The 15,331-nt window shown below is 38.1% G+C and carries 12 protein-coding genes; 1 reads left to right on the top strand and 11 read right to left on the bottom strand.

Annotation, left to right across the window (positions count from 1 at the left end):
- Positions 1–382: 382 nt before the first annotated feature.
- From CD31_RS06305 to CD31_RS06295, 3 genes are all read right to left on the bottom strand, one after another.
- A complete protein-coding gene (locus tag CD31_RS06305; RefSeq protein WP_016994356.1) occupies positions 383–1,510 on the bottom strand; it encodes a conserved virulence factor C family protein in 1,128 nt (375 codons plus the stop codon).
- A 12-nt stretch (positions 1,511–1,522) separates the two neighbouring features.
- Positions 1,523–3,409, bottom strand: coding sequence for an ABC-F family ATP-binding cassette domain-containing protein (locus CD31_RS06300; protein WP_036076335.1), 1,887 nt, complete (start codon positions 3,407–3,409; stop codon positions 1,523–1,525).
- A 124-nt stretch (positions 3,410–3,533) separates the two neighbouring features.
- Entirely contained in the window at positions 3,534–3,884 is a 351-nt protein-coding gene (locus tag CD31_RS06295; protein ID WP_036076334.1) for an aminotransferase-like domain-containing protein, read from the bottom strand.
- A 33-nt stretch (positions 3,885–3,917) separates the two neighbouring features.
- On the opposite strand from CD31_RS06295, the gene gmtX reads away from it, so the two are divergent.
- On the top strand, positions 3,918–4,196 hold the full coding sequence (gmtX, locus tag CD31_RS23265) for a gamma-mobile-trio protein GmtX (RefSeq protein WP_016994353.1): 279 nt from the start codon (positions 3,918–3,920) through the stop codon (positions 4,194–4,196).
- 230 nt (positions 4,197–4,426) lie between these two features.
- Here gmtX and CD31_RS06285 read toward each other — a convergent pair whose 3' ends face one another.
- The 8 genes from CD31_RS06285 to CD31_RS06250 all read right to left on the bottom strand — a co-directional run bounded on the left by CD31_RS06285 (position 4,427) and on the right by CD31_RS06250 (position 14,973).
- Complete coding sequence (locus tag CD31_RS06285; RefSeq protein WP_036076333.1) at positions 4,427–5,005, bottom strand: GNAT family N-acetyltransferase; 579 nt, start codon at positions 5,003–5,005, stop codon at positions 4,427–4,429.
- Positions 5,006–5,282: 277 nt separating this feature from the next.
- The gene (locus tag CD31_RS06280) at positions 5,283–6,125 is read right to left on the bottom strand and encodes a DUF5700 domain-containing putative Zn-dependent protease (RefSeq protein WP_036076332.1); all 843 of its coding nucleotides are present in this window, start codon (positions 6,123–6,125) and stop codon (positions 5,283–5,285) included.
- Between the two features lie 392 nt (positions 6,126–6,517).
- The gene (locus tag CD31_RS06275; RefSeq protein WP_036076331.1) at positions 6,518–7,132 is read right to left on the bottom strand and encodes an HD domain-containing protein; all 615 of its coding nucleotides are present in this window, start codon (positions 7,130–7,132) and stop codon (positions 6,518–6,520) included.
- A gap of 699 nt (positions 7,133–7,831) precedes the next feature.
- Complete coding sequence (locus tag CD31_RS06270; protein WP_036076330.1) at positions 7,832–8,875, bottom strand: S-methyl thiohydantoin desulfurase domain-containing protein; 1,044 nt, start codon at positions 8,873–8,875, stop codon at positions 7,832–7,834.
- 16 nt (positions 8,876–8,891) lie between these two features.
- Positions 8,892–10,466, bottom strand: a complete 1,575-nt coding sequence (locus CD31_RS06265) for an OPT/YSL family transporter (protein ID WP_016994349.1) — start codon at positions 10,464–10,466, stop codon at positions 8,892–8,894.
- Positions 10,467–10,488: 22 nt separating this feature from the next.
- Positions 10,489–11,241 (bottom strand): IclR family transcriptional regulator, encoded by a 753-nt coding sequence (locus tag CD31_RS06260; RefSeq protein ID WP_036076329.1) that lies wholly within the window; start codon positions 11,239–11,241, stop codon positions 10,489–10,491.
- Positions 11,242–11,253: 12 nt separating this feature from the next.
- Entirely contained in the window at positions 11,254–12,933 is a 1,680-nt protein-coding gene (locus tag CD31_RS06255; protein ID WP_016994348.1) for a hydantoinase B/oxoprolinase family protein, read from the bottom strand.
- Between the two features lie 3 nt (positions 12,934–12,936).
- Positions 12,937–14,973, bottom strand: a complete 2,037-nt coding sequence (locus CD31_RS06250; RefSeq protein WP_036076328.1) for a hydantoinase/oxoprolinase family protein — start codon at positions 14,971–14,973, stop codon at positions 12,937–12,939.
- Positions 14,974–15,331 lie beyond the last annotated feature (358 nt).

Genomic DNA, 15,331 nt, shown 5'->3' with positions numbered 1-15,331 from the left:
TTAACTTTTTGTTTAGCAATAAATCACTAGAAAACAACATTTTTTTCTGTTTTACACGGTTTTTCGATCAATTCATTGAATGAAAGAGAGTATTGTTTTTAATTTTGAGTTGGTTAGAATATTGTTAGTTTGGAAGAGGGTAATACTTTTTTGAGCGAGATTTCTTTAATTTGGAGAAAGAGTCTTTGGTTCTTTTGAGCAGGTCCTCACTTCTCAGGAGCGGCTTTCCAATTTTTTGGAGTAGGTCTTCATTCCTTTGGAGTGGTTCGCTCACTTCTTGGAGCAAGACCCTCACTATTCAGGAGCAGCCTCAACCACTTATGAGCGCAAATCCAACCATGACAAAACAGAAAAAAACCAGCACATGCTGGTTTTTTCCTGATTATTGTTGACGGGATTCGGTCATTTGCTTCCAGACCGAGCCTTTTGCTTCCTCGCCCTGTTCGATACGGGCAATGGCCATTTTCACTTGTAGCTTCACTTCGAATTCTTTGTCGTCCTCAGCAGCCTTCAATGCTGGTAAGGATTGCTCCGTGCCGACCTCATATAAATACATCGCTGCTCGCCAGCGAACCAATTTGTTTTTGTCCTGTAAGGCTTGCTGCATGGCTTCTTCAAATTCTACAAAGCCAAGGTCACTCATACAGTCACCTGCTGTTCGACGCACTGCTGCACTTTTATCTTGTAGGGCTCTTTCTAAATAAGGTACAACTGCCACATCCTCAATCATGCCTAAGTACACGGTAGCTAGTCGACGGATAGACATTTGTTCATCCTGTAAGGCTAAATCTAATAGCGGTAGATCGTCTAGCTCAGGATCAGCCATTTGATCGAGCAGCTGGAAGCGTTTCTCCCATTCAGGTTGCTGGAACTGCTCTACCGTAACTTTGAGTTTGTCCGTTTTCACAGCCGCTTTTTCACCATCATTATTGATTGCTGCGACAATTTCCGCTAAACGGTCTGCAGAATAAGTGACATCGATCTCCTGCTTGACTGTTTCAGCAATTTCCTCCAGCTCACCGTAGCGAACCCCATAATCAATCCACTTACGTTGGAAAATATAGTTTTCATCTACTGCTGACTCAATAATTTGATTAAAAGCATCGACAAAACGGTCTCCACAGCTAATACGATATTCGCGTTGGTTATCAAAAACTTTTACTTGTAAAGGCACCTGCTTGTAAAACTGTACATGCACATAAACCTCTCCATAAAATTCATTGGCCACAACCGTTTCTTCTTGTGTTTGGACATCTTCCCCTAACACTTGACGAATACCTGCTAAAATACCTTCCCATGCATATTTGGCATTGCGCTCAACCGCAAAGAAATCGGCTACGTGGTAAACGCCCTTTACTCCTTCAATCGCTAAAATAGCAGCCGCCTCGCCAGTTGCTTCGTCTTTATTATCCTTTGTAAAATTATAGCTTTTCCCGAACGGTAGCTCTGTATCAACAACAATCTTCATAGAATTGGGACTTGGCGTCGGTTCAATGGTAATAATCTTCATGTCTATCGCTCCTTATCCGTTAACTATTTCATCTAAATACGACCATCTTTCAATTAGATGCTCATACTGTGCATTTAGCTCATCCAACTTAGCTGTTAATTCCTGTAGCTTGGTAAAATCTGAGCCTGCATTTGCGATTCCTTCTTCGGTCTCCATAATAGCAGTTTCTGTTTTCTCTATCTCGTCTGCAATCGTTTCCCATTCTTTTTGCTCTTTAAATGAAAGCTTTTTCTTGTCTGATTTTGGCTTTTCGGATTTGGCCTTTTCCACTTTTGGCGTTTCTACTTTGACAGTAGCTGCCTGCTCACGTTTCTCCAGATACTCACTGTATAGATCCAGTGTTTCCTCTACTTGTCCCTGACCATCTAGTATCCAAAGCTTTTTCGCAATACGGTCGAGGAAGAAACGATCATGGGAAATCGTGATAACCACGCCTGGGAAATGCTCGATGAAATCCTCTAGCACACCCAATGTTTCAATATCCAGATCATTCGTGGGCTCATCAAGTAATAACACGTTTGGTTGCTCCATCAATAAACGTAATAAATGAAGGCGCTTGCGCTCACCGCCCGATAATTTTCCAATTGGTGTACCATGAGCATGCAGCGGGAATAAAAAGCGCTCCAGCATTTGAGCAGCTGAGTAACGGACACCCTCTGCATCTGTAATATCATTTGAAGCCTCACGTATATATTCAATCATGCGCTCATTTTCATTCATTTTCGGCAATGTTTGCTTGAAATGTGCCAACTTGACTGTTGACCCAACAAGAATTTCACCTTGATCGGGTGTCAGCTCTCCTGCTAGCATGTTCAATAAAGTTGATTTTCCTACACCGTTCGCGCCGATAATGCCAATTCGATCACCCTGCTGTAGTAAAAATGAGAAGTTTTCAAGGATTTTTTGCTGTCCAAAGGCTTTCGAAATATTCTCAGCCTCCAGCACTTTACGACCAAGACGTGTTGTCGCAAGTCCCATATCCAAGGAAACATCTTCTGATTTGCGTTCTAGGTTTTCTTCTAGCTTTTCAAAGCGTTGAATACGAGCCTTTTGCTTGGTTGAACGCGCCTTCGCACCACGACGAATCCATTTTAATTCTGAACGGTAACGATTGCGATCCTTCTGTGCGGAAGCAGCTTGCATCTCCTCACGAATAGCTCGCGCCTCTAAATAATCACCGTAATTCCCTGTATGACGATACAAGGTTTGATTCGCTAACTCGTAAATATGTGTTGATAATTCATCTAAGAAATAACGATCGTGGGTGATGAAAATCACTGCACCCTTTAATCGTAAGACCATCTCTTGAAGCCATTCGGTAGACTGTACATCTAAATGGTTGGTGGGCTCATCCAATAAGTAAAGATCCGCTGGTTCAATTAACACCTTCGCTAATGCAACACGTTTTTGCTGGCCGCCTGATAGCGTTAGTACCTCTTTTTCAAAAGTTTCAATCCCTAGCTTTGTTAAAGCTGTCTTCGCAAGGGCATTGACATCCCATGCCTGCTCTTCATCCATGCGCTGTTGCAGACTAAATAACGTCTTTTGTAAACTTTCGGATGTTGGGTTACTTGCTAGTGCAGCAACCGTTTCCTCATATTGACGATTCAGCTGTAAAATGGGCGAATCGCCTGCAAAGACAGCTTGTAAAACCGTTTCGCCCGACTTAAATGTAGGCTCCTGAGGTAAATAAGCGACACGGTATTTATTCGGGCGATCTACTGTCATCGAATCCGCTTCCATGTCCCCAGCTAAAATGGATAACAGGGTTGATTTTCCCGTTCCATTTATACCGATTAAGCCTGCCCGCTCTCCCTCATAAATGGTAAATTCAATATTTTGAAAAAGCGTTTTATCGCCCACTGTTTTGGTTAAATTTTGTACAATTAAATGACTCATTCCACTATTCCATCTCTTTCATGTTAGGTATTGTTCATGCCCACACGATTTTTATGTAGACGATTATTGATATCCACTATTCATCATAACATCAAACAGCAGGTAAACAAAGAACAACAAACTATCAACGAACTGGTGGCATGTCCTGTAAATAGGATTCCATAAGCTGACAAAGTTTGATGATTCCTTGTGTTAAGTCGTGCGGTTCAGGAAAAGAATAACTAATACTAAGATGGTGATATTGTGGCTCTCCTGGATAACAAGCTGAGCTTGGTAAAAAGGTCATTTGGGCTTGTTGAGCCTTCCATAACAGCTCGTCCGTATTGCCATTACTAGGTAAAGACACCCAAATATTAAGCCCTCCCTTTGGTTCGATCCACGTAACGCCCTTTGGTGCATGCTTATTCAACAATGCAATCGTCTGATCTCTTCTTATCTCAAGCGCAATGCGCAGTTTTTCTAAATGGGCATGCATTCGGTCTGAACGTAAAAATGGAATCAGTGCCTTTTGCCTGTAAACGATGATATCTTAGCAAGTATCTCCGAACCAACAACAAAGGCATTGGTTGGAATGCTTATGGCAGAGAATAAAAAGCTCAAAAGAGAAAACTCTCTGCTTAAAGAACAAACAACCTTTACGATTGATATGCGTCCTATAAACGATCTAAGCAAAAATAAGGATGTCGTTATAGTCGAGCCTTCTTATAATCTGACAGATACCGAAATAGATGCACTGAGAAATGCCATATATGTAACTGCCATACAAAAAATTCTTAATGAGATATAAATGTAGCTTTAAAATAAAGTTTGTACAAAAACACCTCGTAAATCCTTAAATTAAGATTAATAAGAAGCAACCATTTTGAAAAAAGATTAATCAAAATGGTTGCTTCTTTAGCATTTTTTAGTTTGCTTATTATAAAAAAATTTGATCATTTTCTACAGCGTTACTTCATAAACGCGCCCGATTGTTGAATAGTATTATTGATAAATATGTCATTCATAACTTAGAAATGATTAAAATGATTTTTCAAAACAAACACATTGGTGAATACGTTTATTATTTGTAAATTGGTCAATATCTTTCCCAACGTAATGAGTAAAAGCATTAACTAAGTATAGATTGGGCATATTACTTTGAATTCGATGATTCATTTCATTTTCTTCAAAATAAACGTGATAATAGGAATCAACGATATTAAAATTCATTTTTTCATACCATTTCTGAACCCATAAATCATCTCTTGTCCAAGCCTCAAAACGATTTAAATTCACTCTTCTAGCTTTATTTTCAGCAGCATAGAGTAATTGTTGTCCTATTCCACGCCGGGAGAAATCCGGATGAACAGCGATATGCCAAATCATCCCTCCTAACCCTTCTCCCCTGGAGCAAACTGTTCGTTCTTCTATTTCATATTCTACATCAATAAGCCCAACGATTTGACCGTCCAACTCTGCGACTAGCTCGATTGCTGGATTTTCATAACATTCTTTCTTATTTAGTACATTATCAAAATAGGCAGTCTGTAGAAACGCAAGTGTTCGGCATCTTACCCAACCAGTCTCGTCATTAACCCTATAGTCTCTAATAATCACTTTTTTCCCTCCGGATTTTAGGGACCACGCAGTTTATAGGGGATTTATACGCTCTTCCCTTAAAATAGATTCACCCCGTTAAATATGTTCGCGATTTTCATAATATACCGCCTCCTTCTAATTATAATTATTTAAATTTTATCAGATTTTTCCAAAATATACACTGATAAATGACAGATTCCATACACTATAATATCCCCCAAAAAAAAGAAAAAGCACAATTCTTGCTACAGAAATGCGCCCGATTGTCGAATAACTTAACTGTAAATTAAACATTTTAAGTAAGTTCTAAAAGCACAGTCTCTATTTCTTTATTGAAGGTAGATTCTTTCCAAAGTGTAACGGCCTCTTTCTCTTGATACTTTTCAATTAAGATTTGAATCACATTGTATCCAATAAAATACCCTAAACGTGTGAAACCAAAGTAGGAACCTCCATTAATTGAAAACCATTCATGGATAACTTCAGGTTGTGTACGTTTATTTATATCTTCCAAAAAAGTAATGATAATATCATTTTTGTTATCTTCTGCAAATTTTAACCATTCTTCTCCATTATCTTCGTATAAAAAATAGACCGATTTGTCAGCATCAGCAACTTGTTCTGAAAAATACGTTGCACATCCTTCCTGAAACAACGTTGTAAAGGGATGAAACCACTGAACTTTAGACCAATCCACCCCCTCCTGATCTGATAAAATATTATGAAGAGTATGACCAAATTCATGAGCAATAATTACTTTTAAATGTTTATCATCAGAAGAGAGCTTTTCTAAACAAAATGTCACTTCAGGAATAATTTGACGATGTGTAAATGCATTTGACCCATATGCTCCAACAATAATATGTACATCTTTAGTGAACTCGACATTATATTTTTGTCTGTAAGTTAACACCACTTCTTGAATTAGGCTTTCGATTTTTCCACTCGATTCCTTTATCTCACTCATTTTGGAAGGGTATCTTTGAATTGCGTTTTTAATCTTCTCATCTGGATTTTTACAATGATACAGAAAGTATTCCTTGAAGTGTTGTGAGAACTTTTCATGGTAGTGTTTTAAGAACCGCTCCGAGGGCATGTAGTTTAATAAAAAATATGGAACTGTATTATAAATTTTCATAATTACCGTCCTCCATTTCATAACAATCCTCTTCGTTAATTTGAACTATACTTTTATATTTCTCCTAATAATTATTAGTTCCTGCTTATTCCACAATCTGGCCCGATTGTGGAATAAGAAAACTGCATTCCATACAGTTTTTTTATCAAACTTTATTATAAATGATCGAACTTAATTATAAATCATCAATCTTTATTTAAAAAACCACAATAAAAAATACATCCATTATCTCAATAAAGATTTAATGGATGTATTTTTATATACGAAAAGTTTGATTATAAAGTTTGATTATATATAATCAAACTTAAATCCTCTAAACATAAGGTCTGGTTTTGTTTTGTTATACTATTTACCCTATATTATTTTAAAAAAGGCGGTTTTTGTATTATGGGCTACTGACCGATTTCGTGCTGGAGTTGCTTTAAAAAACTTTCCATAAATTGATGTCGTTCAAGTGCCATTTGCTTGCCCTTTTCCGTTACCATTAAATCTTTTAGCAATAATAATTTCTCATAAAAATGAGTAACAGACGAGGTATTTTTCTGACGATATTCTGACTCTGACATAGTTGTTCGTGCTTCTTCTTCCTTATCATAAAGCTTGCGACCTTTTGCTCCACCATAAGCAAATGTTCTAGCAATGCCAATAGCTCCGATCGCATCTAAACGATCTGCATCTCGAACGATTTTTGCTTCTAATGATGTTGCTTCTAGCTCATTCCCACCATTAAAGGACACTTGGGCAATACAATCACGAATATGTTGCTTTTTTTCCTCGCTAACAGGTAATTCCGTAATAAGCTGTTCTTCCTTTTCCTTGCTATCGGTATACTTTTTGTCACTGACATCATGTAAAAGCACCGCTATTTTCACAACTTCTTCATCTGCTGTTGGCTCGCTATGTAGGATAGCTACTGCATTTTGATAGACACGTTCAATATGTTGATAATCATGACTAGCATCAAATTGCTCATATATTTCACGTACTTTATTCATTAAATGATTCATAGTCTACACTCATTCCTTTCCTACAAAATTATACTGTATTTTATTACATAAGAGGTAATCTAGAAAAATTAAAAACCAAATCTATTTCAATTGACTATTTTTTCAGAATATTGTATGATAAACGTACAGAACAGCTATTTGTTCTGTACCTCATATTTTTCAGCACTGTACAACAGCTGTGTGTTTAACTGATTTAACATTAACTTCAGCGGGCTTACAATTGAATAACTGTTTAAAAGATGACGTGCGTATTGAAAACCAATCATCTAAACAAATAAAAGTGAACACTTTCCCTTAGAAATTCTTTGTTTAACCCGCATAGCCAAATGTACATGCCGAAAATGTGAACAACAGGTTAGTTTGTTGCATAACCAAAAGGATTTCGCCAGTTGTAGCAGAAGTGCATTGTTTTTTCATTACTGGTTGTTACCTTCTTCTAGTCAATTCCTTGATTATGTATGAACGTAGCTCCTCCCTTTAATGAAAATCGTACACAATAATTGCTTACAGCTTGTGAATATCACGTTTTATGAGTTGTGCAAATCAAGAAGAAAATTCATTTAAGCCATCAATGTATGAAGTGAAAAAGGAAGTAGGAACGATTGTGATAAAATGTATTACCCTCCCGCTGAAGGACAAATAAAAGCTGCCCATCTTACAATCAAGTAGATGATGGCAGCTTTTACTGTTTTGTTTTCTTTATAGAACGCCTTTGATCACTTCATCAATTTCCTGCAACAGTGCTTCGTTTTGCATTGTTGAACTTAATTTTAAGTTAGATTGATCTACATGAATCACTGCGACATGCATTCCTTCTTGAATACTTGCACTTGGAACAGGAAGCATTTTCTCCGTATCGAACGTCATGATGAGATCTGGGAATTTGGATTGTACCTGTCCTTCCTTCGATAATGTCATATATTCATTCCAGAACGTCAGATGGTAATCACCCACTGATAACTTCCCGACATCGAAGCCATTTTCCTTTGTTAACGAATAATTTGTGACTTCACCTGATATAATGTGCACCCCATTCAAATACTGCAACACATGGGCTAGCTTTTCTTCAAAGGTTTGCCCTTTTAAGAAGCGATAGCCAAGCTCTATGGCCATTGTGATCGCATTTGGCGCTCCATGTTTTTGTAAATAGTCAATCGTCACAGGATTTCGAGTTACCCCTACTAGCCCACCTGCTAAAATAGATGCTTGACGTGCCGTTTTTGCGGTGCTGTGTAAATTCCCTTCCACAAAGCCTTGGACGGCGAAGTCATCTTTTCCTCCTGCATAAAATTGTACGGATTGATAGTCTCGTTGTTCATGGAGATTTAAAGAGCCCATGATTCCCGTTGGATGTGCTCGTCCATTACAAGGAGCATCCACAACCGGTACTTCTAATAAGATGGACTGCAGCCAGCCATTGATCGTCGTGATGGCACCATTTTCATTGGTAATGATGCCCCTTAGACGTTGATTGGTATGGTTGTTCATATGGCGATAGCTCCAACAAAGCTGTTCATTCGAAATGTATTGATCGGCTGCTGATGGCGCACCTACCATTGCCACACAGGCAACTAAATCTTCTTGATCTAATTCGGTAATATCCACTATTTGAGGTTCGCCTGCTGCAAAGATTTCCTCTACCAGCTTGAGTCCTTCCTCTAGGAGACCACCGCCTCCACCGCCAAGGATTGCTCCTCCATAAACAGCAGCAATCCCATCCTCATAGGACAATACTTTTGTCATCCTCTATTACCCCTTTCTATTTCCCTATTTTTAGAATCGAAGAGAAGAAGCTATACAACGCATCCCCAGCTATGACACCTGCTGCAAAGACCGTCATTTCAGATTCTCTCTTACCTTTCGTCATATATGTGAAAATAACACGAAGTAAGATACCAGCTAATACAGCCCAACCAGCAATAGGATTGACAAGTAATAGACCTGTTGCAAATAAAATACCCATTTGTCGTTTTGAACCACCGATTAGCTGAATTAATGCACCTGGAATCGCCCAAATCATTAATTGTTTCGCTACATCGCCTGTAACGCCTGATTGAATTGTTGCTGCATACACATGGTTAACAGGTGCTACTAAACCTTGTGCAAAATAAGATTTATAAGAAAGTAGTACAACTATTGCTGAAATGGAGAAGGCTAACATCCCAGCAATCATTTGCTGTTTACGTCCTTCTTTTTCTAAAGCAGGATCACTACCATTACCACGTAAAATAAAACCAGTTTTTAAGTCATAGCCCATATCCGCAAATGCTACCCCTGTAGCGGCACTATACCCTGCTAATAACGCAAGTGCTGGAGCTGGGAAACCAATTAAAATACCAACAATTAGTGTAATAAATGCCACTGCAAATGCTGGGAACCAACCCGCATGCATCGCCGCGATACCTACAATTAGCTCATGGACAAATGCTGCAATCGTTGCAAAGATGATGAATCCTATTAACATACCGAAAGACATATGCGTAATAATACCACCTAAAATGGCGATTAATAACGCAATGGCTAGATAGGCAATAAATCCTACACCAAAGCCTTGACGAATTTCTTTTGGATCTTTTGAATAGCTTAACTCTTCTGACTTTTTCGCAGAGCGTTTATTCAATAATGTAAACGCTACTTGGAAAAGAGCCACAATGCCGGCACCAATCATAATACCATGTGGAATATAGTAAGCATTTAAGTCAACATTAAATAATTGAACAGAATAGCCTCTTAGTAAAAGACCTATCCCAAACATTGTCAGCGCCCAAATGTTACCGATGAACGCTACCCCAAAAGCTGACATTGGAATTTTCAACACAGATCCCACGATACCAATTAACACACCACCAATTAATACCTTTGCATTCTTACCGCCTTTATCGCCTGCTTTAATGGCTTCAGCTGTTGCAACCCCTGGTGGCCAAGTACCCGCTGCTGGGAAAATCTTTGTATCAAAAAATTTATATAATAATAAAGCATCAACAAACATCGCTAAAATAACACCGATAAACAATGGTAATACTAAATTTTCATAGCCTAATACATATGGAATACCAATTGGCAACATTAAACTACTTGCTGCACTAAATGTAGCAGAAGAAATCGCCGTTTGAATAATATTTTGTCTGTGTACAGATTTAAAGGCAATTAGCTTGCCAATCGGTATTCTTCCAAGAATCATCGCAAATATTGCCCCTACGATTGATGTATTGGCAGAAATCCCTAAAGTCGTAATTAGCTGTATCCCAATAATTGCCCCCACAACAGATGTTAAGACGATCATTAGTAGAGTTACAGGCTCTAAAGCCCTTGGATGTAATACTTTATTATTCATAGTGTCAGCTCCCCTATTGTTGTTATAATTTTGAAATGTGTGATTGTATTTGCTGAGCTACTTTCACTAACTGTTCAAGCATATTTTTCTCCCTTTGATCATCTAAATCATATACTAACCCAGAAATTGTAAGAGACGCAGTGATTTCCTTTTTATAGTTAAATAATGGTACACTGATGCCAAATGCATGTTCATTATACTCCCCAACGGTAACACACCAATTGTTTTGGCGAATTTGTTGCAACTCTTCCTTTAATGATGCGAGGAAAGAAATTTGCTCTTCCTTCGATTGTTCCTCATGAAAGAAGGCGATTAATTCCAACTGCCTGTCCTCATCTAAATAAGCAAACATTACCTTACAGGAAGCACCGATGTAAAGGGGTGTCTTTGTTCCTAAAGACACCGCATACTTTACATTTTTATTGCTTTCGGCTATTTTCGTTGTGACACCATATTCATTGTCCATATAAGTAAGAAATACTGATTCATTGATTTCACTGGCAAGATTTTGCATCAATTCATAAATGGTCGAGTGAGGGTCTTTGGAATTCGATAACACATCATAAAAAAGATACATTTTATAACCTAATTTATATTTTTTCGTGTGTTCATCCTGTATTAAGTAACCCGCTTCTGTAAATGTATTAATGGTTCTTTGCACGACACTTGTCGGCAGTTTCATCATGCGTGAAATTTCACGAACACCTAATGCATTTTCTTTCGTTGCAAAGCATTCTAGTATATCCAATGAGTTTTTTAATGTCTTGACAGTCATCTATTTCTCCCTTTAAGCGTTTTGATAACCGTATCGCTCTTTCGCTACATCTACAGAAATATATTCATTTAATAGATCACGTTCAATGGCCTCTGTGCTTCGTTCATGTGGATGACCATACCCACCGCCAGTTGCTGTAACAAGCTCTATACGGTCGCCTTTTTGCAATTCATAATTGGCAAGTACGCCAACAGGTCCAATTTTCGTTCCATCCTTTTTATGAATGATTAAATAGTTGTGAGAGCCTTCTCCACCACCATTTAAACCGAATGGCGCGAATTGATGTCTACCTAAGTTCACAGAAACCTTTTGACCATCATGATTGACTGTATAAACTCGACGAACACCTAAGCCACCTCTAAATTGACCAGCACCAGCACCGTCACAATTTAAGCTATATTCATCAATTTGAATACCATATTTTGTTTCTGCAATTTCAACTGGAAGATTATAAGTTTCACCATCTCCCATACAGTATTGCCCGCTTTGCCCATCCTCATCATTCGCTGCTCCCCAGCCACCAACAGATGGCTCAACAATTAGGAATGACTCATCATTTTCAGGATTTTTCCCAGTGAGAATAAACGTACAAACAGATTGTAGATGCCCTGCTGATAAGCGTTCTGGTAAATGTGGGGCAAGAGCTTTCCAAATGAGATCTGCTGCTCCAATACGTGCCTCAAAGTTCATAGACACAGGATGTGGACGTTTGGCTGAAACAATGGAATTGTCATCTGTGATAATCGTTAAGCGTTTAAAGACACCTTCGTTAATTACGTCAATATCGCCCAGTAATGCTAGGAACATAACGCGCACACTTGCCATTAAACCAAATTGAGAACAGTTCATTGGCACATTGACCGCAGGATGTGAGCCTCTGAAGTCACAAATAAACTCCTCATCACTGATTGTGACTTTCACTTTAATTGGATAAGGTCCACCTTTTAAAGGGTCGCCTTCAATAAAGTCCTCCGCATAAAATTCACCTTTAGGTAGGTGTTGAAGCTCATGCTCTACAATTTTCTCACCCTTGTCCAATAATTTTTGAATGGACAATTTCACCGATTCCGCACCAAACTTCTGACAAAGCTCTGCGATTCGTTTTTCTCCTGTTTTTAAGGCGGCTACTTGTGCAAACATATCACCAATTGAAAGCTCTGGTAAACGAACATTCGTAGAAATGATTTCATAGACTGCATCGTTCAACTCACCTTTATGATAAAGTTTGACACCTGGTAGCTGTAAACCTTCCTGATAGATTTCATTAGAATTACTTGTAAACGAACCAGGGTCCATACCCCCTACCTCTGTCCAGTGTGCTTTATTGGCAGAGTACGCAATAATTTCACCGTTGTAGAAAATAGGGAGAACTAAGCCGACATCTGATAAATGCGAGCCGCCTCCAACATAAGGGTCATTAATAATAATGACATCACCTTCGTGTAGTTTTTTCCCATTATCAAACTTTTCAATAACACGCTGTACCATTGGACTTAGCATCCCAATAAAGCTCGTTACACCGTTCCCTTGACTAATTAAATTACCCTTGGCATCTGTTAAACCACAAGCGTAGTCTAATACTTCATAGATAACTGGGCTCATAGAAGAACGTGCTAGGGCAACAAACATCTCATCTCCTATAGCCAGCAATGAATCTTGAATAATTTCTACTGCAAAAACATCTTTTTTCATGTTTTATTTCCCCTCCATCTCTACAATCAAGTTGCCATATTTATCAATTTCAATCGATTGCTTGTCATTGATTACGACCGTAGATGTTGGATTTTCCACAATAGCAGGACCCGTAATGACATAGCCAGGTACTAATTTTTGTTGGTCATAGACATTGACCTCTACCCAACCTGTTCCCTTCACATATAAATTGCGTTGTGCCTTAATACATGTGGAATTGTCGATATGAGAGAAGTCTAGCTCTTTAAATTGAACCGCCTCATCTTTACCGTAGATTGTAAGATGTAAGTTGACTAACTCGATTGGCGTAGCTGGTAAATCAAAAGAAAACTCTTGTTTATGTTTGACGTGGAAGGCTTCAGCCAATTCAAGTAGCCCCACTTCATCAAGCGTAGTCGTCGATGCATTTAATTTAACGGCATGCTCTTGACCCTTGTAGCGTAAATCATAATTAATTTCAAAATAATAATGATCCTTTGATAATGGTGCATCTGCATAGGCATTGGCAATCACTTGATCAATATTTTCTTGAATAGCCGCAAGATGGTCTTTGTCAAAGTTCATTAAACTTGTTTGAATATAATCTTGTCGGTATTCAGTCATCATCATTCCTAATGCTGAAAAGACGGATGAGCCATAAGGAATAATGACTTTTTTCATGCCAAGTTCTTCTGCTAAATTAATCGCATGTAGTGGACCACCACCACCAAATGCCACCATTGTAAAGTCTTCAGGGTCATAGCCTTTACGAATAGAGATCAGCTTCAGTGCATTTAACATATTGGAGTTTGCAATATCTAAAATACCTTGTGCTGCTTCTTCTGCTGACACATTAAATGGTTTCGCAATTGCTTCTACAAGAGCCTCCTCCACTTTGTCAATGGATATCGGGTTATCAAAGTTTTCTAAGGATAATCTTCCTAAAAAAACATTGGCATCTGTAATTGTTGGCTGTGTATTCCCTAAGCCATATGCTACAGGACCTGGATTTGCCCCCGCAGAATCTGGTCCAACCTTTAATGAGCCAAACTGATCTACACGTGCGATGGAGCCACCACCATTCCCGATTTCCACAATGTCCACTACAGGTGTTTTAATCGGATAGCCCGCAAATTTTTCATTTCTTTCAATATAGTAATCTGTTGTGACATTGACTTTGCCATCTGTAATCAGCGAGCATTTTGCCGTTGTCCCACCAACATCAAAAGCGATAATATTGGATTCATTGAGAAGTTGACCTAATTTTGCAGCTCCAAACATACCTGCTACTGGACCCGATTCTACAAGATTAATCGGTAGCTCCATTGCTTTATCAAAGCTTGTAGTCCCGCCATTCGATTGCATAATTTTTAAATGGTCTGTAATGCCAATTGTGCTTAGTTTCTCTTTTAGGCTTTTTAAGTAGGCATGTGCAATTGGCTTTACATAAGAATTAAGGACTGTTGTGTTTGTTCTTTCATACTCACGGTATTCTTTAATCGTTTCACTTGAAAGTGTGATATACACTTCAGGCCAAATTTTTAAAATAGCTTCTTTTAACTGTTGTTCATGAATTGGATTTTTATAGCCATGAATTAAGGAAATAGCAATCGCCTCAACCCCCAATTCCTTAAATTTATGAACGATCTCGTCAACTTCCTCGGTATTAAGCGCTTTCATAATATTTCCTTTAAAATCGATTCGCTCATCGATTTCTTGTCGTAAGTAACGCTCTACAAATGGTTCTGGTTTTTTATATTTGAAGTTATATAAGTCTGGTCGATTACCGCGTGCAATTTCTATAACATCACGGAAGCCCTTTGTTGTAATTAACCCAACTACGCCCCCTTTTCTTTCCGTTAATGTATTGATGATAACCGTCGATCCATGAATAAAAGATTCAATTAGAGAATCCTCCGTTACATGTCGTCCTAATACATTTAATATGCCATCCTCAAAGTGACCAGGTGTCGTATGTCCCTTATCAAAATGAAGATTTCCTTTTTCATCTGTGAAAACTAGGTCAGTAAAAGTACCGCCAATATCTGTTGCGATTTTCAAGACTTCATCCCTCCGTGTTCCTATTATCGGTACAGTGTTCCGAATTAGAATTAAATAAATTATATTTAAAAGAAAAAGAAAATTCAATGTATTTTTTAAATAAAAATTCATTTGACAATTGTCCTTCGTTGTAAAAATCCGCTCTATCTTTCCAATATCAGAGAACTATTGATAAAAAATACCAAACACATTTATATAAGGAAGGTTCTCATGATTTTTTTGCAACACAAAAAAGATCCTAGTTTTCACTAGAATCTTAAAATTGCTTTAAAAAAATTAATTTTTGTGAATTTTTACTCAAGGGGTGGATGAGGAAATCATCCGAAATTTTACTTTTATACCATGTTTGCATTGTAGA

The sequence above is a fragment of the Lysinibacillus boronitolerans JCM 21713 = 10a = NBRC 103108 genome, assembly GCF_000772935.1.
In the GTDB taxonomy this organism is placed as follows: domain Bacteria; phylum Bacillota; class Bacilli; order Bacillales_A; family Planococcaceae; genus Lysinibacillus; species Lysinibacillus boronitolerans.
Note: the sequence above shows the minus strand (reverse complement) of the source record. Positions and strands in the feature narration are given on the sequence as shown.